Annotated in this window: 18 protein-coding genes and 1 pseudogene; 13 read left to right on the top strand and 6 right to left on the bottom strand. The window is 45.0% G+C overall.

From position 1 onward, the window contains the following. Positions 1-32: 32 nt before the first annotated feature. Together NYE22_RS16770 and hmoB are read right to left on the bottom strand one after the other, a co-directional pair. A pseudogene (locus tag NYE22_RS16770) lies at positions 33-351 on the bottom strand (hypothetical protein). 44 nt (positions 352-395) lie between these two features. Further along, complete coding sequence (hmoB, locus tag NYE22_RS16765) at positions 396-896, bottom strand: heme-degrading oxygenase HmoB (RefSeq protein WP_003244748.1); 501 nt, start codon at positions 894-896, stop codon at positions 396-398. A gap of 121 nt (positions 897-1,017) precedes the next feature. Between hmoB and NYE22_RS16760 the strand changes: the two genes are divergently transcribed. From NYE22_RS16760 to NYE22_RS16735, 6 genes are all read left to right on the top strand, one after another. Continuing rightward, positions 1,018-3,162, top strand: coding sequence for a transglycosylase domain-containing protein (locus tag NYE22_RS16760; RefSeq protein ID WP_049140677.1), 2,145 nt, complete (start codon positions 1,018-1,020; stop codon positions 3,160-3,162). Positions 3,163-3,283: 121 nt separating this feature from the next. Beyond that, the gene (gene hemE, locus NYE22_RS16755) at positions 3,284-4,345 is read left to right on the top strand and encodes a uroporphyrinogen decarboxylase (protein WP_277710063.1); all 1,062 of its coding nucleotides are present in this window, start codon (positions 3,284-3,286) and stop codon (positions 4,343-4,345) included. 71 nt (positions 4,346-4,416) lie between these two features. Then, entirely contained in the window at positions 4,417-5,349 is a 933-nt protein-coding gene (gene hemH / locus NYE22_RS16750) for a ferrochelatase (RefSeq protein ID WP_014479346.1), read from the top strand. Between the two features lie 14 nt (positions 5,350-5,363). Beyond that, positions 5,364-6,776, top strand: a complete 1,413-nt coding sequence (gene hemY, locus NYE22_RS16745; RefSeq protein ID WP_141949380.1) for a protoporphyrinogen oxidase — start codon at positions 5,364-5,366, stop codon at positions 6,774-6,776. 146 nt (positions 6,777-6,922) lie between these two features. Beyond that, complete coding sequence (locus tag NYE22_RS16740) at positions 6,923-7,498, top strand: TetR/AcrR family transcriptional regulator (protein WP_014479348.1); 576 nt, start codon at positions 6,923-6,925, stop codon at positions 7,496-7,498. Between the two features lie 70 nt (positions 7,499-7,568). Then, positions 7,569-9,896 (top strand): YhgE/Pip domain-containing protein, encoded by a 2,328-nt coding sequence (locus NYE22_RS16735; RefSeq protein WP_342411992.1) that lies wholly within the window; start codon positions 7,569-7,571, stop codon positions 9,894-9,896. 41 nt (positions 9,897-9,937) lie between these two features. Here NYE22_RS16735 and fabHB read toward each other — a convergent pair whose 3' ends face one another. Then, the gene (gene fabHB / locus NYE22_RS16730; protein WP_029317561.1) at positions 9,938-10,915 is read right to left on the bottom strand and encodes a beta-ketoacyl-ACP synthase III FabHB; all 978 of its coding nucleotides are present in this window, start codon (positions 10,913-10,915) and stop codon (positions 9,938-9,940) included. A gap of 128 nt (positions 10,916-11,043) precedes the next feature. Here fabHB and NYE22_RS16725 point away from each other — a divergent pair, with 128 nt between their 5' ends. Continuing rightward, on the top strand, positions 11,044-11,820 hold the full coding sequence (locus tag NYE22_RS16725; RefSeq protein WP_277710060.1) for a YhfC family intramembrane metalloprotease: 777 nt from the start codon (positions 11,044-11,046) through the stop codon (positions 11,818-11,820). An 83-nt stretch (positions 11,821-11,903) separates the two neighbouring features. Here NYE22_RS16725 and NYE22_RS16720 read toward each other — a convergent pair whose 3' ends face one another. Next, positions 11,904-12,095 carry a hypothetical protein gene (locus NYE22_RS16720; protein WP_003245634.1) on the bottom strand — a complete coding sequence of 64 codons (192 nt, stop codon included), beginning with the start codon at positions 12,093-12,095 and terminating at the stop codon, positions 11,904-11,906. 137 nt (positions 12,096-12,232) lie between these two features. Here NYE22_RS16720 and NYE22_RS16715 point away from each other — a divergent pair, with 137 nt between their 5' ends. Next, a complete protein-coding gene (locus tag NYE22_RS16715; RefSeq protein WP_014479351.1) occupies positions 12,233-13,273 on the top strand; it encodes a M42 family metallopeptidase in 1,041 nt (346 codons plus the stop codon). Positions 13,274-13,285: 12 nt separating this feature from the next. After that, positions 13,286-13,693: an ASCH domain-containing protein gene (locus NYE22_RS16710; protein ID WP_003233192.1), complete on the top strand. Its 408-nt coding sequence runs from the start codon at positions 13,286-13,288 to the stop codon at positions 13,691-13,693. A 37-nt stretch (positions 13,694-13,730) separates the two neighbouring features. Here the strand turns inward: NYE22_RS16710 and gltT are convergent, their stop codons facing one another. Both gltT and yhfH read right to left on the bottom strand, forming a co-directional pair. Next, positions 13,731-15,020 (bottom strand): glutamate/proton symporter GltT, encoded by a 1,290-nt coding sequence (gltT, locus tag NYE22_RS16705; protein WP_003245579.1) that lies wholly within the window; start codon positions 15,018-15,020, stop codon positions 13,731-13,733. A gap of 270 nt (positions 15,021-15,290) precedes the next feature. Continuing rightward, a complete protein-coding gene (gene yhfH / locus NYE22_RS16700) occupies positions 15,291-15,425 on the bottom strand; it encodes a protein YhfH (protein ID WP_003244802.1) in 135 nt (44 codons plus the stop codon). Between the two features lie 158 nt (positions 15,426-15,583). Between yhfH and NYE22_RS16695 the strand changes: the two genes are divergently transcribed. The 4 genes from NYE22_RS16695 to lcfB all read left to right on the top strand — a co-directional run bounded on the left by NYE22_RS16695 (position 15,584) and on the right by lcfB (position 19,693). Further along, positions 15,584-16,318 (top strand): MBL fold metallo-hydrolase, encoded by a 735-nt coding sequence (locus NYE22_RS16695; protein ID WP_003233185.1) that lies wholly within the window; start codon positions 15,584-15,586, stop codon positions 16,316-16,318. 12 nt (positions 16,319-16,330) lie between these two features. Further along, the gene (gene lplJ, locus NYE22_RS16690; protein WP_338733053.1) at positions 16,331-17,326 is read left to right on the top strand and encodes a lipoate--protein ligase LplJ; all 996 of its coding nucleotides are present in this window, start codon (positions 16,331-16,333) and stop codon (positions 17,324-17,326) included. A 64-nt stretch (positions 17,327-17,390) separates the two neighbouring features. Next, positions 17,391-18,035: an SDR family oxidoreductase gene (locus tag NYE22_RS16685; protein WP_101501953.1), complete on the top strand. Its 645-nt coding sequence runs from the start codon at positions 17,391-17,393 to the stop codon at positions 18,033-18,035. Positions 18,036-18,151: 116 nt separating this feature from the next. Further along, positions 18,152-19,693, top strand: a complete 1,542-nt coding sequence (gene lcfB / locus NYE22_RS16680) for a long-chain-fatty-acid--CoA ligase LcfB (RefSeq protein ID WP_342411991.1) — start codon at positions 18,152-18,154, stop codon at positions 19,691-19,693. Positions 19,694-19,721: the final 28 nt, after the last annotated feature.

Here is a 19,721-nt window from a genome sequence, read left to right as displayed (position 1 = left end):
GCGGGCGGAAGGTGCCGGGACAGAGGGGAGGGTTATGATGGAAGATGAACATTGATCTGTTTCAGCTGCTCAATCAGATGATGCCTTAATACTCTATTCGCTTTTTGCAGATGTTTTGGGAAGCATTCAGGAGAAAAAAATGACGCACCCTTCAGCAAGCCAGTTTTTTCTATAGGCGATGCTGCTTTCCGATGGCTCTAAATATGAATCATCCTCGTGCTGCATTTCGTAATCATCAAATCCGAACTGAAAACCGCAGCACGGGCAGATTTCATGAGAATGATTGCCTTCATGATCATATGGCGGTTCAGCCAATCCCTTAAACCCGCAGACTGGGCAAGTATGCTTCATTTTGCTTTCCTCCCAATAAAATAAGCTGCCGGACATGCCGGCAGCTATTCGACAGCGAAATATGTGGTGACATAGGAAGGCCGGGAGAAGATCGACGTTGTGTCAATTCCGGCAGATGTATCGCGTTTTTTGTGGGCTTCTTTGTAAGAACCGGACTGCTGCCAGTCTTGAAAGGCGCTTTCCGTTTCCCACAAGGTCAGAATGACATAGGTGTCACTGTCAAGCGGACGGAGCACTCGAATTGCTTCAAAGCCAGGCTCGTTTTCGACTTTTCCCGCTCTGTTTTTAAATCTGTTTTCAAACAGCGGACGCCCTTCCTGAGTAACGGCAATATTGTTCAATACTGCAAAACCAGGATGTTTGATCTCTCCGACTTGGTCAATGACTTCATAAGCGTGTGGTGCCTGGAAAACGGTATCTCCGTTTGTTTCATGAATTAAAATGGCGTTTTCCTGCCCCTGCATCAAAAGGATATTTTCTGAGGGATGCTTCTGTACGATCGTTTTTAAAAAATCGGCTGTCCCATATGTAATATAAACCTTCATATCAGCCACCTCCTGCTTGCTAGTATATCAAAACAATGGTATAAGTTTCTATTGGCGAGTGCTTCGAACATAATTCCAAACAATTTTTCCCATACTACCTTTAGAAAGGCGAGGTGAGTTCATGTTTAAGATAAAGAAAAAGAAACTTTTTATACCTATCATTATTTTAGTGTTAACTGCTTTTCTCGCTTTAATAGGATATATTTCAATTATTTTTCTCGGCCATTATGTCATAGATGAAAAAAAGCTTATTCTTCATGCTTCTTCAAAAATTGTTGATCAAAACGGAGATGAGGTTGCAAGCCTGTATACAGAAAATCGCGAGCCGGTCTCGATCAATGAGATTCCTAAGCAGGTCAGAGAAGCGTTTATCGCTGTTGAGGATAAAAGGTTCTATGAGCATCACGGCATTGATGCAAAATCTGTCGGAAGAGCAGTGTATCGCGATATATTAGCAGGCGGAAAGGTGGAAGGCGGAAGCACGATCACCCAGCAGCTTGCCAAAAATATTTTTCTGACACATGACAAAACGTTTCTAAGAAAAACAAAAGAAGTGATCATTGCGATCAATCTTGAACGGGATTACAGCAAGGACAAGCTGCTTGAAATGTATTTAAATCAGCTTTACTTCGGACATGGGGTTTACGGCATACAAGCGGCGTCCCACTATTATTTTAATAAAGAAGTAAAAGATTTGACTGTATCTGAAGGCGCTGTTTTGGCCGCTATTCCGAAGGCGCCTTCTACGTACTCTCCAATTTTGCACCCTGATAAAAATAAGGAGCGGCGTGATACAATTCTAGGTATGATGAATGACCAAGGCTATATCAGTGCGAAAGAGGCTGTCACCGCACAGGGCCGAACGCTTGGACTGCACGTGAAGAAACAGTCGGAAACACCTTGGTTTGACAGCTACATTGACCTTGTGATCAAAGAGGCGGAAGACAAGTATTCCATTTCCGGAGAGCAGCTTCTTCAAGGCGGATACACGATCAAGGTGCCGCTCGATTCGAAGCTGCAGAAGACGGCTTACCAGGTGATGAAAGAGGGAAGCTATTATCCCGGAACAGATCAGAATGCCGAGGGAAGCGCGGTCTTTATTAATAACAAGACAGGCGGTGTAGAAGCGGCCATCGGCGGAAGGGATTACACATCCAAAGGATATAACCGTGTCACAGCTGTCCGCCAGCCGGGTTCCACATTTAAGCCGCTTGCTGTATACGGACCGGCGATGCAGGAAAAGAAATTTAAGCCATATTCTCTATTGAAGGATGAGTTGCAGTCCTACGGAGATTATACGCCGAAAAACTACGACAGCCGGTATGAGGGCGAAGTCACTATGTCTGACGCCATTACGTACAGCAAAAACGCGCCGGCTGTCTGGACGCTGAATGAGATCGGCGTCGAAACAGGAAAATCTTATTTGAAAGCAAACGGCATTGATATCCCTGATGAAGGACTTGCTCTCGCTCTAGGCGGCTTGGAAAAAGGCGTTTCGCCGCTCCAGCTTGCCGGCGCGTTTCATACATTTGCCGCGAATGGAACGTATACGGAACCCTTCTTTATCTCGAGCATAATAGATGAAGACGGAGAAACAATAGCCGATCATAAAGAGGAAGGAAAGCGGGTTTTCAGCAAGCAGACGTCTTGGAATATGACGAGAATGCTGCAGCAGGTAGTCAAAAAGGGAACGGCCACGTCCGGCACCTATCACGGCGACCTGGCGGGAAAAACAGGTTCTACATCTTATACAGGCGTCTCCGGCGCGACAAAGGACGCCTGGTTTGCAGGCTATACGCCGAAAATAACCGGGGCAGTCTGGATGGGCTATGACAAAACGGATCAAAACCATTATTTGAAAGCCGGGAGCTCATACCCGACGCGGCTGTTTAAGGATATTTTGACACAGGCAGGAGAAACCGGTCATGTGTTCACAAAGCTTAAAAACGTTAAAGAACTGGAAAGCCCGATTGAGCTGAAGCCGGTCAAAACACTCACAGCCGATTACACATTTAAAGCAGCGGGGCTCTTTACTATTGAATTAAAGTGGGACGCTCAAGAGGATGATCGGGCCGTATACAGAATTTATGTAAACAAGGACGGCGAGGAGTCGCTTCTTGATTCGGTTGAAGGGAAGGGAAGCTATGAAATTCCTTATGCCAACTTATTTTCGGGCGCGTCTTATAAAATTGTGCCTTATAATACACAGACAAAAAGAGAAGGGGAAGGAACCGATTACGTTCAGCCAAAATTGTTTTCCTCTTAATGGAATTCGGCGATTTTTTGAACTTTGAGCTACATTTCTATACCATTTGCCTAAAACAAGGTATAGTGTAATAAGTCAAGAAATACGAACGTATGGTTGCCGTATGAAAGGTGGAAATCAGATGAGTAAACGAGAAACGTTTAACGAGACGTTTTTAAAAGCTGCGCGGGGAGAAAAAGCGGATCACACGCCTGTGTGGTATATGAGGCAAGCAGGGCGCTCACAGCCGGAATACCGCAAGCTGAAGGAAAAGTACGGATTGTTTGAGATTACCCATCAACCCGAACTTTGTGCGTATGTCACAAGACTGCCGGTTGAGCAATACGGAGTCGATGCTGCAATCCTTTATAAAGATATCATGACGCCGCTGCCGTCAATCGGTGTGGATGTTGAAATCAAAAACGGGATCGGTCCTGTGATTGATCAGCCAATCCGGTCTCTGGCGGACATTGAAAAACTCGGCCAAATTGATCCGGAACAGGACGTGCCGTACGTGCTTGAGACAATTAAACTGCTTGTCAATGAGCAGCTGAACGTCCCGCTCATCGGTTTCTCAGGTGCGCCTTTTACGCTTGCAAGCTATATGATCGAAGGCGGCCCGTCGAAAAACTACAATAAAACAAAAGCCTTCATGTACAGCATGCCAGATGCATGGAATCTGCTGATGTCCAAGCTTGCCGACATGATCATCGTGTACGTGAAAGCGCAGATTAAGGCAGGCGCAAAAGCGATTCAAATCTTTGATTCGTGGGTCGGCGCATTGAATCAGGCAGATTACAGAACATACATCAAACCCGTAATGAACCGGATTTTTTCAGAGCTCGCAAAGGAGAATGTGCCGCTGATCATGTTTGGCGTCGGCGCAAGCCATCTTGCAGGTGATTGGCATGACCTTCCTCTCGATGTTGTCGGGCTTGACTGGAGACTCGGCATTGCTGAAGCCAGATCAAAAGGAATTACTAAAACAGTGCAGGGCAACCTGGACCCGTCCATTTTGCTTGCGCCATGGGAAATCATTGAGCAGAAAACGAAGGAAATACTTGATCAGGGTATGGAGTCAGACGGCTTCATTTTCAATCTTGGCCATGGGGTATTTCCTGATGTCAGTCCCGAGGTTTTGAAAAAACTGACAGCATTTGTCCATGAATATTCACAAAACAAAAAAATGGGTCAATATTCCTAAGCATATCTTTTGGTATCTTAATGATATCCTGTCAAAATGTTTGTATCAGATCATTAAAGAGGGTGTAAACAGTGAGTAGAAAGAAAATGGGGCTTCTCGTGATGGCGTACGGCACGCCTTATAAGGAAGAAGATATTGAACGTTATTATACACATATCAGAAGAGGCAGAAAGCCTGAACCTGAAATGCTTCAAGATTTGAAAGACAGATACGAAGCGATTGGCGGCATTTCACCGCTTGCCAAAATCACAGAAGAGCAGGCGCATAATCTGGAACAGCACTTGAATGAAATTCAGGATGAGATTACGTTTAAAGCGTATATCGGACTGAAGCATATCGAGCCGTTTATTGAAGACGCCGTAGCAGAGATGCATAAGGATGGCATTACAGAAGCAGTCAGCATCGTACTGGCGCCGCATTTCTCCACGTTCAGCGTTCAGTCCTACAACAAACGCGCCAAAGAAGAGGCTGAAAAACTCGGCGGCTTAACGATTACGTCAGTTGAAAGCTGGTACGATGAACCGAAGTTCGTGAAATATTGGGTTGACCGAGTGAAGGAAACATATGCGTCAATGCCTGAGGATGAAAGAGAAAACGCAATGCTCATCGTATCCGCACACAGCCTGCCGGAAAAAATCAAAGAATTTGGAGACCCGTACCCGGACCAGCTGCATGAATCGGCGAAATTGATTGCTGAAGGCGCAGGCGTTTCCGAATATGCTGTCGGCTGGCAAAGTGAAGGGAACACGCCTGATCCTTGGCTCGGACCCGATGTTCAGGATTTAACACGTGATTTATTCGAACAAAAAGGCTATCAAGCATTTGTATATGTTCCTGTTGGATTTGTCGCGGATCACTTAGAAGTGCTTTATGATAATGATTATGAATGCAAAGTGGTGACTGACGATATCGGCGCAAGCTATTACCGGCCGGAAATGCCAAATGCCAAGCCTGAATTTATTGATGCTTTGGCAACAGTCGTATTAAAAAAATTAGGACGTTAAAGAAGGCGATGAACATGAGTGACGGCAAAAAACATGTAGTCATCATCGGCGGCGGCATTACCGGTTTAGCCGCCGCCTTCTATATGGAAAAAGAAATCAAAGAAAAGAATCTGCCGCTTGAACTGACGCTTGTTGAGGCAAGTCCGAGAGTCGGCGGAAAAATCCAGACTGTCAAGAAGGACGGCTATATCATCGAAAGAGGGCCAGACTCATTTCTGGAACGAAAGAAAAGCGCCCCGCAGCTTGTTAAAGACTTAGGTCTTGAGCATTTGCTTGTCAACAATGCGACCGGACAATCCTATGTGCTTGTAAACCGCACTCTGCATCCAATGCCGAAGGGCGCTGTAATGGGGATACCGACAAAAATTGCGCCGTTTGTTTCTACGGGTCTGTTTTCTTTGTCTGGGAAGGCGAGAGCTGCAATGGATTTCATCCTGCCTGCTAGCAAAACAAAGGATGATCAGTCATTGGGAGAATTCTTCCGCAGACGTGTCGGAGATGAAGTGGTCGAGAACTTAATCGAGCCGCTTCTATCAGGGATCTACGCAGGCGACATTGACAAGCTCAGCCTGATGTCGACATTCCCGCAATTTTACCAGACGGAACAAAAGCATAGAAGCCTGATTCTCGGCATGAAAAAAACAAGGCCTCAAGGCTCAGGCCAGCAGCTGACGGCAAAAAAACAAGGGCAGTTCCAGACTCTGTCAACCGGTTTGCAGACCCTTGTAGAAGAGATCGAAAAGCAGTTAAAGCTGACGAAGGTGTATAAAGGCACAAAAGTGACCAAACTCAGCCATAGCGGCTCTGGCTATTCGCTCGAACTGGATAACGGCGTCACACTTGATGCTGATTCAGTAATTGTGACTGCTCCGCATAAAGCGGCTGCGGGAATGCTTTCTGAGCTTCCTGCCATTTCTCATTTGAAAAATATGCACTCCACATCCGTGGCAAACGTCGCTTTAGGTTTCCTTGAAGGCTCCGTCCAAATGGAGCATGAGGGCACGGGTTTTGTCATTTCAAGAAACAGTGACTTTGCGATCACAGCCTGTACGTGGACGAATAAAAAATGGCCGCACGCAGCGCCGGAAGGCAAAACGCTGCTTCGAGCATATGTCGGAAAAGCTGGAGACGAATCCATTGTCGATCTATCAGATAATGACATTATCAACATTGTGTTAGAAGACTTAAAGAAAGTCATGAACATAAACGGCGAGCCGGAAATGACATGTGTCACCCGATGGCATGAAAGCATGCCGCAGTACCATGTCGGCCATAAGCAGCGTATCAAGGAGCTGCGTGAAGCACTTGCATCTGCGTATCCGGGTGTTTATATGACAGGCGCTTCTTTCGAAGGTGTCGGCATTCCCGACTGCATTGATCAAGGAAAAGCTGCCGTGTCTGACGCGCTTACCTATTTATTCAGCTAAAACCTCCGCTTTATCGCGGAGGTTTTTTTGATGTGCAATGGCAATATTGTGTAAAAAAATGATTGAATTGAACAGCAGGTTATGATACATTTGCATATGTACTTAATGACTAAAATGTTCAAACGGTCAGTTTCGAGGTGAATACAATGTCAATAGATCGAAAAAAGCTCATTTTGGAGGCGGCTACAAAGTCTTTCACGCAGTTCGGGTATAAAGCGACGACAATGGATCTTGTCGCAAAACTTGCGAACGTGGGGAAGGGAACCATTTATACTTTTTTCAAAAACAAAGAAGAGCTGTTTGACGAGATTTTCACTACTTTATTAAAGGAAATGAAGCAAAAAGCGGATGAAGCGATGGAGCCGAACCTTCCGTTCCATGAAAATGTGCACAGAGCGCTGTTTGCCATTCTGGAGTTCAGGAAAACACATCAGCTGACGATTAAAATTTTCCAAGAAAATGCCGAGATTGGTACAATGGCAGTTCAGGAAGTGATCCAGAAAATGGAGCGAGCCATACTGTCTTATATCAAAAGTAAGATTGAAGACGGGATCAAAAGCGGCGCAATCAAGCCGTGCGACCCTGAACTGACAGCCTTTGTGATGCTGAAGCTTTATATCGCGCTCATTTTTGACTGGGAAAAACAACACCCCCCGCTTGATAAAGAGACAATTGCGGGACTGCTTGAATTGTATGTTGTCAAAGGATTGTCAGCGAACTAGATAATCCTTTCTCTTTGCAAGAAAATGACCATTTTTCATGATGAGTCAGTTTTAGAATGGAGGCATCAGGATGAACACAATACGAAGTCAGTGGAAAGACATCGTAACAAGTAAAAAATTATTGATTCCCATCATCGCCATTTTGTTTGTCCCGCTTATTTACAGCGGCGTATTCTTAAAGGCTTATTGGGACCCGTACGGCACAGTTGACCAGCTGCCTGTCGTTGTCGTCAACCAAGACAAGGGAGCAACGTATGAAGGAGAAAAACTTCAAATCGGTGATGATCTGGTCAAAGAATTAAAAGATAATAACAACTTTGATTGGCATTTTTCCAATGATCTCGACCAATCGTTAAAGGACTTATTGAATCAAAAATATTATTTAGTTGTCGAGATTCCTGAGGATTTTTCTAAGAATGCCAGCACTGTATTAGACAAAAATCCGAAAAAATTGGATCTGAAATACCACACAAATGCAGGTTCTAACTATGTAGGGGCAACGATCGGCGAAAAAGCGATTGATAAACTGAAAGCCTCTGTTTCAAAAGAAGTGACCGAGCAATATACGAAAGTTATTTTTGATAACTTTAAAGATATCGCAAAAGGTTTGAGCGACGCGAGCAGCGGCGCGAAAAAAATTGATGACGGCACAAAGGATGCGAAAAACGGAAGCGCACAGCTGAAAGAAAATCTGGCGAAGCTGAAGGAAAGCACCGCTACCATCAGTGACAAAACAGCGCAGCTTGCAGATGGAGCGGCTCAGGTGACGAGCGGCATCCAATCACTTGACAGCTCGCTCGGTAAATTCCAGGACAGCAGCAACCAGATTTATGATAAATCTGGTCAACTTGCAGCAGGATCAGGCGAACTGACAAGCAAGATGAATGAACTTCTTGCTGGACTTCAAAATGTGCAGAAGGGTGCGCCTAATCTTACTAACGGGCTGGATCAGCTCAACAGTAAAGCGCAAGAAGAGTCGGAAAAAGCAGCAAAAGCGGAAAAACTCATAAATGCGCTCGATTTAACGAAGCTTGAAACTGCTGTAAACAATCTGGAAAAATCAGAAACTGCGATGAAGGAATTTAAAAAACAGCTGTCTGACTTTGAAAACAGCTTAAAAAACCGTGATCAGGCATTCAAAAATCTCATCAATTCGAGTGATTTCTTAACAGCGGAGCAAAAAAGCCAGTTGATCAGCTCTGTTGAAAAGCAACTTCCGAAAGTTGATGCGCCTGATTTTGATGAAATTTTAAGTGGACTTCCTGCAGCTGATCAGTTGCCTGACATCGCAACGATAAAAAGCTCTCTTGAAGACGTGAAAGCGCAGGTGGCGCAGGTGAAAGCCATGCCGGAAGCTACATCTAAGCTTTATAACGGCGCAAAAACAATCCAAGATGCAATTGACAGATTAACTGAGGGAGCTGATAAGATATACAATGGTTCACAGAAGCTGACAGATGGCCAAACTAAACTGACAGCGGGTATCGGTGAATATAATAAGCAGTTCGCAAAAGCAAAAGCGGGCTCAGAGCAATTGGTGACAGGAAGCAGCCAAGTATCCGGCGGATTGTTTAAGCTGTTAGACGGGTCTAAACAGGTCCAAAGCGGATCATCAAAACTTGCAGACGGATCTGCATCACTTGATACAGGTTTAGGCAAGCTATTGGACGGCACAGGAGAGCTGTCTAGTAAGCTGAAGGATGCGGCTGATCAAACAGGAGATATCGATGCTGATGATCAAACATATGGCATGTTTGCGGATCCGGTTAAAACCAAAGATGATGCCATTCATTCCGTTCCTAACTATGGAACAGGGCTGACACCTTATATCCTGTCAATGGGCTTGTATGTCGGCGGCATCATGCTGACGGTTGTCTTCCCGCTGAAGGAAGCGTCAGGACGTCCGAGAAACGGTTTTGAGTGGTTCTTCAGCAAATTCAATGTCATGATGCTTGTAGGAATCATTCAATCATTGATTGTGGCGACGGTTCTTCTATTGGGAATTGGTCTCGAGGTAGAGAGCACGTGGAGATTTTACGTGTTTACAATCATTACGAGTCTCGCTTTCCTGGCGATGATTCAATTTTTGGCTACAACGATGGGCAACCCTGGACGTTTTATCGCAGTCATTATTTTAGTGCTGCAGCTGGGAGCGAGCGGAGGAACCTTCCCGCTTGAATTGCTCCCGAATTTCTATCAGGTCATCCATGGCGCATTGCCGATGACCTACAGCATTAACGGATTCAGAGCGGTCATTTCAAACGGTGACTTTGGCTACATGTGGCAGATGGCCGGCGTCTTAATCGGCATCGCCCTCGTCATGATTGCACTAAGCATTACTTACTTTACAATGTTAAGCCGAAAGGAAGAAACATCAGAAGAACAGCCGGCTTCATAAAGAAAAAGAACTTGTTTCCTTGGAAACAAGTTCTTTTTTTGTTACATTCCCCATTTAATTATCAATCCTGTATAGGTTAATCCGCCGCCAAACCCGAAAAGCAAAACGATTTGATCTTTTTGCAGCTTCCCGGCTTTCACTGCGAGATCGAGCGCCAAAACAATTGAAACCGAAGACGTGTTTCCGTAATGCTCAACACTAGTGAGCGTTTTTTCAATCGGGAACGGTGTTTTTTCACAAATTGACTCGATCATGCGCAAGTTGGCGCTGTGAGGAACAAACCAATCGAGATCATCAGAGCTGAGTCCTGCTTTATGTAAAAGCCGTTCAAATTCGCCAGGGACGGTTCTTGCGGCCCATTTATATACCTCGCGTCCGTTTTGCACCATTTTTCCAGAACCGACAAGCTGCACACCGTTTATTTCATTTCGCAGTCCGGCACGATACAAAATATCGCCGCCGTTCCCGCTTGTTCCTTGTACAGACGCAAGAAATCCCGGCGTCTCTTCATCTCGTTCCACTAACAGCGCACCAGCGGCATCGCCGAACAGAACGCATGTCGTTCGATCGGTATAATCCGTTACCTTTGATAACGTCTCTCCGGCGATCACGAGAATTTTTTGATGAAGGCCAGATGTGATCAATCCATTTGCCAAATGGAGGCCGTAAGTCAGCCCGGCGCATGTCGCATTAATATCCAGCGCGCCGGTGCTTTCCCAGCCGAAATATTCCTGTACGCGGCATGCCGTACTTGGAAAGGCGTAATCGGATGTGGTTGTGGCAACGAGGATCATATCGACATCATCAAGTGTTCCTTTATAACGGCTCTTGAGATTCTTCACCGCTTCTATGCATAAATCAGAGGTAAATTGATGTTCATCTGCAATCCGGCGTTCTCTCATTCCTGTGCGCTGAACGATCCATTCATCAGAGGTATCAACGATCTTTTCTAAATCTGCATTGGTTAAACGTCTGCTCGGCGCATAGGTGCCGATAGCTGTAATTTTTGCTTTTGACATATGAATCACTCCTTATGGTCAGATTATAACACTAGATATTAGTATCTGGTACTAAAAAGAAGGTTTTTTTACAAAAAAAGAGAAGTGTAGAATAGGGAATCTATGAAAAAGAAAAAGGAGGCTGAAAAATGGTCAGTCAAGAAGCAGTAGTCTTTTTGGCATTATCCGGGGCTATTGCGTTTCTGTTGCCAATCGGGCTGATTGTATGGTTTAAGCGAAAGTATGGCGCCTCGCTTAAGGTGTTTTTTATTGGCGCTCTCACGTTTTTTGTCTTCGCTCAGCTGCTGGAAGGCGGCGTTCATGTTTATGTACTGCAAGTGAATGAAATGACGAAAGAAGTGATGCAACATCCATTATGGTATGGCGTTTACGGCTGCTTGATGGCCGGAATTTTTGAGGAGTGCGGAAGGTATATGATGATGCGATTTTTTATGAAGCGCCATCATACCTGGGCGGATGGTCTGGCTTTCGGGGCAGGCCATGGCGGGCTTGAAGCCATCCTGATTACAGGCTTGTCCTCTATCTCACTTATTGTATACGCATTTGCAATCAATAGCGGGACGTTTGAACAGCTTTTGGTCAATGGCGACGTCAAACAGGCGCTTTTGCCGATACAGGAGCAGCTGCTGCATACTCCTTCGTATGAATGGATGCTGGGCGGAATAGAAAGAATCAGTGCCATTGCCGTCCAAATTGGGCTGTCTCTGCTTGTTTTGTACGCGGTTAAAAGCCGCCGGCCGCTGTTTTTGTTGTATTCTATTCTTTTACATGCACTGTTTAATGTACCGGCGGTTTTATATCAGAGAGGAATCATAGAGCATGCTGCAGCTGTTGAAATCATTATTGCTCTTATAGCGGCTTTATCAGTTTATTGGATTGTAAAAGCAAAAAGGGTGTTTCAATAAAAGGTCCAAGCAGCAGCAATGCCCGCTTGGAAAAATGTGAATGGAAATATTCATTAAGCATGGGTCATCAGAATATTTCTGATTCAGTCTTTAGCAATGACAGCAAGAATGTCTGTGTTTTTTACAAGAGAAACAATGGTGTTTCTTTTTCTTCTTCTCGCAAGGGTCATGGCATTCTTTCTTTTTCTTGCAATGGTCGTGGAAATCTTTATCGAACCACTCGTCAAAGAACCAAAAATCATCGAACCAATCGTGACAACGACATTTCTGTTCATGTGAATGACGACAGCACATAGAAATCCCTCCTCTTCCCATGCTCTCTACAGCATATGAGAGATTGATAGGAAAAGATTGGACGGGTCCCTCGGGAAAAGAGTATATTTTAAGTAGAAAATAAAAGGAGGAATGCCCTATGACGTCTGTACGTAAAACGATGGAGCTCATTAAAGAACTGGTATCGATCCCAAGCCCGACCGGAAATACATATGAGGTGATCAATTATATTGAAAGCCTTTTAAAAGAATGGAAGGTAGAAACGGTTCGGAACCACAAGGGCGGCTTAATTGCAACGCTTCCAGGACGCGACACATCCCGGCATCGCATGCTGACTGCGCACGTTGACACCCTCGGCGCTATGGTAAAGGAAATTAAAGCGGACGGCCGGCTGAAAATCGATTTAATCGGCGGGTTCCGCTACAACTCGATTGAGGGGGAGTATTGCCAAATTGAAACCGCCTCAGGAAAAACGTACACAGGCACAATCTTAATGCATCAAACGTCTGTGCACGTATACAAAGACGCGGGAAAGGCTGAGCGGAATCAAGAGAATATGGAGATCCGCCTAGATGAACCTGTTCACTGCCGGAAAGATACGGAGGAGCTTGGCATTGGCGTCGGAGACTTTGTGTCGTTTGATCCACGTGTCGAGATCACATCAAGCGGATTTATTAAATCGCGCCATTTGGATGACAAAGCAAGCGTCGCCTTATTGCTCCGCTTAATTCATGAAATTCAAACAGAAGACATTGAGCTGCCGTATACAACCCATTTTCTTATTTCCAATAATGAAGAAATCGGTTACGGCGGGAATTCGAATATTCCTCCTGAAACAGTTGAATATTTGGCGGTTGATATGGGCGCTATCGGTGACGGGCAGGCGACAGATGAATATTCAGTATCAATCTGTGTGAAGGATGCGAGCGGGCCGTATCATTATCAGCTCAGAAAGCATTTAGTTCAATTAGCCGAGAAGCATCATATCGACTATAAGCTTGATATATATCCGTACTACGGGTCTGATGCGTCAGCAGCGATCAAATCCGGGCATGATATTGTGCATGGCCTCATAGGGCCGGGAATTGACGCTTCCCATGCATTTGAACGTACCCATAAATCATCTCTTCGCCATACCGCTAAGCTTCTGTATTACTATGTACAGTCACCAATGGTATAAGGGGGAGGGCCAATGAAGATTTATAAGCTGAAAAGCACATTCGGCTGGGAAGGTGATGACGGGTTGGGAGAACAGCTGATTCAGCAGATCCTTGCCGGAGAAAAAACCGCCACGTGCGCGCCGAAATCATTGTATTCAAAAGATGAATTGAGGGACGTTTATCAAACAGCGGGTCAGCTTGTTACCGTTTATGATAAACATGACAATCCAAGATGCAATATAAAAGTGACAGATGTCTTTGAAACCACCTTTGGTGCGCCTGATATGAGGTTAGTCAAAGGAGAGGGCAATGGAGACCGAATTGAGGAGTTTCAAGAGGATCATCGGATGGCATGGGCGGAACTGATCAAAAGCGGTGAACTGGAGCTGAATGAGGATACTGTTTTGATTACAGAGCTGTTTGTGCTTGTTAAAGATTAAAAAAAGCCTGCGGGGCAAGAACCCCGCAGGCTTTTCATTAACCAGAAATGGTTGCGTTTTGTTCTGTTTTCGATTGGGACATAACAGTTTCTGCTTTCGCAGGATTAAACATGCCTTCCCATTTAGACATCACAACGGCAGCAAGCGCGTTACCAGTCAGGTTGACAACTGTACGTGCCATATCCATGATGCGGTCTACGCCGGCAATAAAGGCAAGTCCTTCAGCCGGAACGCCGATGGTGCCAAGCGTTGCAAGCAAGACAACAAAAGAAGTACCAGGTACGGCAGCCATCCCTTTGGATGTCACCATTAAGACGAGCACAAGCGTAATTTGGTGCCAAATCGTCAAATCAATGCCATATACCTGTGCTAAAAAGAGTGCGGCAATAGATTGATAGAGAACGGAACCGTCTAAGTTAAACGTGTAACCGATCGGAATGACAAATGAAACAATGCCTTTTGGACATCCGATTTTCTCCATTTTTTCCATGATGCGCGGAAGAACCGTTTCAGAGCTGGACGTACTGAACGCCAGTAAGATTTCGTCCTTCATGTAAGCAAGGAACTTGAAGATGCTGATGCCGGCAATTTTTGCGACAATCCCGAAAATAACAATTAAGAAGAAAGCAAGCGCGACATAAACCAATCCGACGAGCTTTCCGAGAGAGATAAGAGAACCGAGTCCGAATTTAGACACAGTCACTCCGATAAGAGCGAAAACGCCGAATGGCGCCACTTTCATCACAAGGTTTACAACGTGGAACATGGCATGGGATACACCTTCAAAAAAGGCTAATACAGGCTTGCCTCTTTCACCGATCGCGGAAATACCCAATGCAAATAGTACTGTAAAGCAGATGATGGCTAGAAGATCCCCTTCGACCAATGACTGGAAGAAGTTTGTCGGCACAATATGGAGGAACGTTTCTGCCACTGATTTATTACTTTGTTCTTTTTCAGTTTCAACATATTGACTGATGTCCGATTTTTGAGCTTCGTGTATATTAACTCCTGTACCCGGATGGAAGATGTTTGCAAGGGCTAGTCCGAGAATAATGGCAAAAGTCGTGATGATCTCGAAGTACAGAATCGTTCTGAAGCCTAATTTACCGACTTGCTTTCCATTTCCTGCACCGGCTACACCGATGATTAAGCTGGAGACAACAATAGGAATCACTATCATTTTGATTAAGCGTAAAAAGAGATCCCCGATTGGCTGCAGGTAAGTAGGCAATGCTGGGTTGCCATACCAAATGACGCCAACAATGACACCTAGAATAAGTCCAACGAATATTTGTGTGGCTAATCCAAACTTAATTCTTTTCATAGATTACCTCCCAAAAAACAAAGTATCAACATATATCATGAATAGACATATATTTAATCTCACTATTAGATCAAATTATAATAGATAAGAAATCAATTCGTCTATAGTAAATTATATTTCGAAAATAAAGAATATTCAATGACATTATGATAATCACCAGAATTATCTAAAAACAGGTGAACTTTGACCTAACCTGACTATTATTTCAAAATTAAGAGATATGTGAAAAAATAAGAAAATCCCACGCGTAAGGCGCGGGATTTTCGCTCATTACAAATCGTTTACTTTTATACAGTCATTGCAGATATTACCATAACACTCATGCTGCTCTTCTATCTTTTTTCCGCATTCCGCACACTTTTTCGAAGGCAGGTTTCTAAAAAATTCTGTGATTTTCCCCAGCATAACCAATCCCTCTTTCCCCTTTGTAGTGATTTCATTGTAATATAACAGATCGCAAAAATCAATAACTGTTTTGATACAATGTTTAAAACATGCTTTTTTCAAGAAAAATGGGTATATTGAAGGAGGATCAATTTTTTTTGAAAAGATAGGAGGACATTATGAAAGTTACAGTTATCGGATGCTATGGCGGTTTTCCGGCCGCAAATGAAGCGACGTCAGGCTATTTGTTTCAGTCAGGTGATTACTCTCTGCTTGTTGATTGCGGCAGTGCCGTTTTGTCTAAGCTGTTCGGATATGTGCCGGCGGAAAAGCTGGATGCGGTCGTTCTGTCTCATTATCACCATGACCATATCGCTGATATCGGACCGCTGCAATTTGCCAAGCAAGTCGGTTCGTTTCTCGGCAAAGGAGAGCATACGCTTCCGATTTACGGACATGATGCTGATATAGAACAGTTTCAAAAGCTTACATATAAAACACATACAAAAGGGATCGCCTATCAGCCGGATCAGCCGTTGACTGCCGGTCCGTTTACGATCACCTTTTTAAAAACGATTCACCCGGTGACGTGCTATGCCATGCGGATTACTGACGGCAGCCACACTGTCGTTTATACTGCTGATTCCAGCTATCAGGATTCATTTATACCGTTTTCGAAAGATGCTGATTTATTGATCTCAGAATGCAATTTTTATGCCGATCAAGACGGAACAAGTGCAGGCCATATGAACAGCCTGGAAGCCGGGCGCATTGCAAAAGAAGCGGGAGCGGGAGAACTGCTGCTGACCCATTTGCCGCATTTTGGCGTGCATGACAACCTTCGCAAAGAAGCGAAAACCGTTTTTAACGGAGAAGTGAATATTGCGAAATCAGGTTTTGTGTGGGAAGGATAAAGGAGGAGCACCATGTTATTTATAGACAATCAAAATATCAATGATCCGCGGATCAATCTTGCTATCGAGGAGTACTGTGTAAAGCATTTAGACCCTGAACAGCAATATTTGCTCTTTTATGTGAATCAACCGTCTATTATCATTGGGAAAAACCAAAATACAATAGAAGAAATCAATACAAAATATGTTGAGGAAAACGGGATTATCGTCGTCCGCCGTTTATCAGGCGGGGGCGCTGTGTACCATGATCTGGGGAACTTGAACTTCAGCTTTATTACCAAGGATGACGGGGACAGCTTTCATAACTTTAAAAAATTCACTGAGCCAGTGATTCAGGCGTTACATCAGCTTGGGGTTGAAGCCGAATTAAGCGGCCGGAACGACATTGTAGTAGATGGCCGGAAAATATCCGGAAACGCTCAGTTTGCAACGAAAGGCCGTATTTTCAGCCACGGCACCCTCATGTTTGATTCAGCCATTGATCATGTTGTATCAGCATTAAAGGTGAAAAAGGATAAAATTGAATCAAAAGGCATCAAATCGATCAGAAGCCGAGTGGCAAACATCAGTGAGTTTATCGATGATAAAATGACCACCGAAGAATTCCGCAGCCATTTGCTTCGCCATATTTTTAACACAAACGACATTGGAAACGTGCCGGAGTATAAGCTGACGGAAAAAGATTGGGAGACCATTCATCAAATTTCGAAAGAGCGCTATCAGAATTGGGATTGGAACTACGGCCGCTCACCAAAATTTAACCTTAATCATTCGAAGCGTTATCCGGTTGGATCGATCGATTTGCGCCTGGAAGTCAAGAAAGGCAAAATCGAGGACTGCAAAATCTTCGGAGATTTCTTCGGTGTCGGTGATGTATCTGAAATTGAAAACCTGCTGGTCGGAAAACAATACGAACGCAGCGTCATCGCTGATGTGCTCGAAGGTGTGAATCTCAAGCATTACTTTGGGAACATTACGAAAGAGGATTTCCTTGATCTGATTTACTAAGGCAAAACACATCGTTTGAAAGAGCGGTTGTGTTTTTGAAATAATGGAGGCAGGAGGGATTCACATGAAAGTGTTTTTAATCGGAGCGAACGGACAAATCGGGCAAAGACTCGTCTCTTTATTCCAAGATAATCCTGATCATTCCATCAGAGCGATGGTCAGAAAAGAAGAACAGAAAGCGTCTCTTGAAGCTGCCGGTGCAGAAGCTGTGCTTGCGAATCTGGAGGGCAGCCCGGAAGAAATCGCCGCTGCGGCAAAAGGTTGTGACGCGATCATTTTCACAGCCGGTTCCGGCGGCAGCACAGGCTATGATAAAACGCTGCTGGTGGATCTTGATGGAGCGGCAAAAGCCATTGAAGCTGCGGCCATTGCCGGAATCAAACGGTTTATTATGGTCAGCGCCCTGCAAGCCCATCACCGTGAAAATTGGAATGAGGCACTCAAGCCTTATTATGTGGCCAAGCATTATGCTGATAAAATTCTGGAAGCGAGCGGTTTAACCTATACGATTATCCGTCCGGGAGGCCTTCGCAATGAGCCTGGAACGGGAACTGTTTCAGCAGCGAAGGATCTGGAGCGGGGATTTATTTCCCGTGATGACGTTGCAAAAACGGTCATTGCCTCTTTAGATGAGAAGAATACGGAAAATCGGGCCTTTGATCTGACAGAAGGAGATACGCCGATTGCCGAAGCATTGAAGAAACTATGACAGTACTGACACTCAGGGCTTTTTGCTCTTGAGTGTTTTTTTCTGTTTCTCTATAATGGAGAAGAAAGCTTGGCTTCAATAATGAATGACTATTCATTCACTTAAGGGGTGGGAGAATGAATCTTGTTTCAAAATTGGAAGAAACAGCATCTGAGAAGCCCGACAGCATCGCATGCAGGTTTAAAGATCACATGATGACGTATCAAGAGCTGAATGAATATATTCAGCGATTTGCGGACGGCCTTCAGAAAGCCGGTATGGAGAAAGGGGACCATTTAGCTTTGCTGCTTGGCAATTCGCCTGATTTTATCATCGCGTTTTTTGGCGCTTTAAAAGCTGGGATCGTGGTTGTTCCCATCAATCCGTTGTACACGCCGACAGAAATTGGTTATATGCTGACAAATGGCGATGTAAAGGCAATCGTGGGCGTTAGCCAGCTTTTGCCGCTTTATGAGAGCATGCATGAGTCGCTGCCAAAGGTTGAGCTCGTCATTTTATGCCAGACGGGGGAGGCCGAGCCGGAAGCTGCGGACCCAGAGGTCAGGATGAAAATGACAACGTTTGCAAAAATATTGCGGCCGACATCTGCCGCTAAACAAAACCAAGAACTTGTCCCTGATGATACCGCGGTTATTTTATATACGTCAGGAACGACTGGAAAACCGAAAGGCGCGATGCTGACTCATCAGAATTTGTACAGCAATGCCAACGATGTTGCAGGCTATTTGGGAATGGATGAGAGGGACAATGTAGTCTGCGCTCTTCCCATGTTTCACGTGTTTTGTTTAACCGTCTGTATGAATGCACCGCTGATGAGCGGCGCAACTGTCTTGATTGAGCCTCAATTCAGTCCGGCATCTGTTTTTAAGCTTGTCAAGCAGCAGCAGGCGACCATTTTTGCCGGTGTGCCTACAATGTATAACTACTTGTTTCAGCATGAAAACGGAAAGAAAGATGATTTTTCTTCGATCCGGCTGTGCATTTCGGGAGGCGCGGCCATGCCAGTCGCGTTGCTGACGGCGTTTGAAGAAAAATTCGGTGTTACCATTTTGGAAGGCTACGGGCTCTCGGAAGCATCACCCGTCACGTGCTTTAACCCGTTTGACAGGGGCAGAAAGCCGGGCTCCATCGGGACAAGTATCTTACATGTCGAAAACAAGGTCGTAGATCCGCTCGGACGCGAGCTGCCCGCTCACCAGGTCGGTGAATTGATCGTGAAAGGCCCCAATGTGATGAAGGGCTATTATAAAATGCCGATGGAAACAGAGCATGCATTAAAAGACGGGTGGCTTTATACGGGGGACTTGGCAAGACGGGATGAGGACGGCTATTTTTACATTGTTGACCGGAAAAAAGACATGATCATTGTAGGAGGATACAATGTGTATCCGCGGGAGGTGGAGGAGGTGCTGTACAGCCATCCGGACGTCAAGGAGGCGGTTGTCATCGGCGTGCCGGACCCCCAAAGCGGGGAAGCGGTAAAGGGATATGTGGTGCCGAAACGCTCTGGGGTAACAGAGGAGGACATCATGCAGCACTGCGAAAAGCATCTGGCAAAATACAAGCGGCCTGCCGCCATTACGTTTCTTGACGATATTCCGAAAAATGCGACGGGGAAAATGCTCAGACGGGCACTGAGAGATATTTTGCCCCAATAAAATGAAAAAGCGAAGCGGTTAGCTTCGC

Source organism: Bacillus sp. FSL K6-1560, from assembly GCF_038592935.1.
Lineage (GTDB): Bacteria > Bacillota > Bacilli > Bacillales > Bacillaceae > Bacillus > Bacillus subtilis.
The sequence above is the reverse complement of the archived record's forward strand: the minus strand, read 5'-3'. Positions and strand labels throughout refer to the sequence as shown.

Bases quoted from the DNA above. Each gene is read 5' to 3' on its own strand.
- hmoB (WP_003244748.1), bottom strand. From the start codon at position 896: ATGAAGGTTTATATTACATATGGGACAGCCGATTTTTTAAAAACGATC.
- NYE22_RS16760 (WP_049140677.1), top strand. From the start codon at position 1,018: ATGTTTAAGATAAAGAAAAAGAAACTTTTTATACCTATCATTATTTTA.
- hemE (WP_277710063.1), top strand. From the start codon at position 3,284: ATGAGTAAACGAGAAACGTTTAACGAGACGTTTTTAAAAGCTGCGCGG.
- hemY (WP_141949380.1), top strand. From the start codon at position 5,364: ATGAGTGACGGCAAAAAACATGTAGTCATCATCGGCGGCGGCATTACC.
- NYE22_RS16740 (WP_014479348.1), top strand. From the start codon at position 6,923: ATGTCAATAGATCGAAAAAAGCTCATTTTGGAGGCGGCTACAAAGTCT.
- NYE22_RS16735 (WP_342411992.1), top strand. From the start codon at position 7,569: ATGAACACAATACGAAGTCAGTGGAAAGACATCGTAACAAGTAAAAAA.
- fabHB (WP_029317561.1), bottom strand. From the start codon at position 10,915: ATGTCAAAAGCAAAAATTACAGCTATCGGCACCTATGCGCCGAGCAGA.
- NYE22_RS16725 (WP_277710060.1), top strand. From the start codon at position 11,044: ATGGTCAGTCAAGAAGCAGTAGTCTTTTTGGCATTATCCGGGGCTATT.
- NYE22_RS16720 (WP_003245634.1), bottom strand. From the start codon at position 12,095: ATGAACAGAAATGTCGTTGTCACGATTGGTTCGATGATTTTTGGTTCT.
- NYE22_RS16715 (WP_014479351.1), top strand. From the start codon at position 12,233: ATGACGTCTGTACGTAAAACGATGGAGCTCATTAAAGAACTGGTATCG.
- NYE22_RS16710 (WP_003233192.1), top strand. From the start codon at position 13,286: ATGAAGATTTATAAGCTGAAAAGCACATTCGGCTGGGAAGGTGATGAC.
- gltT (WP_003245579.1), bottom strand. From the start codon at position 15,020: ATGAAAAGAATTAAGTTTGGATTAGCCACACAAATATTCGTTGGACTT.
- yhfH (WP_003244802.1), bottom strand. From the start codon at position 15,425: ATGCTGGGGAAAATCACAGAATTTTTTAGAAACCTGCCTTCGAAAAAG.
- NYE22_RS16695 (WP_003233185.1), top strand. From the start codon at position 15,584: ATGAAAGTTACAGTTATCGGATGCTATGGCGGTTTTCCGGCCGCAAAT.
- lplJ (WP_338733053.1), top strand. From the start codon at position 16,331: ATGTTATTTATAGACAATCAAAATATCAATGATCCGCGGATCAATCTT.
- NYE22_RS16685 (WP_101501953.1), top strand. From the start codon at position 17,391: ATGAAAGTGTTTTTAATCGGAGCGAACGGACAAATCGGGCAAAGACTC.
- lcfB (WP_342411991.1), top strand. From the start codon at position 18,152: ATGAATCTTGTTTCAAAATTGGAAGAAACAGCATCTGAGAAGCCCGAC.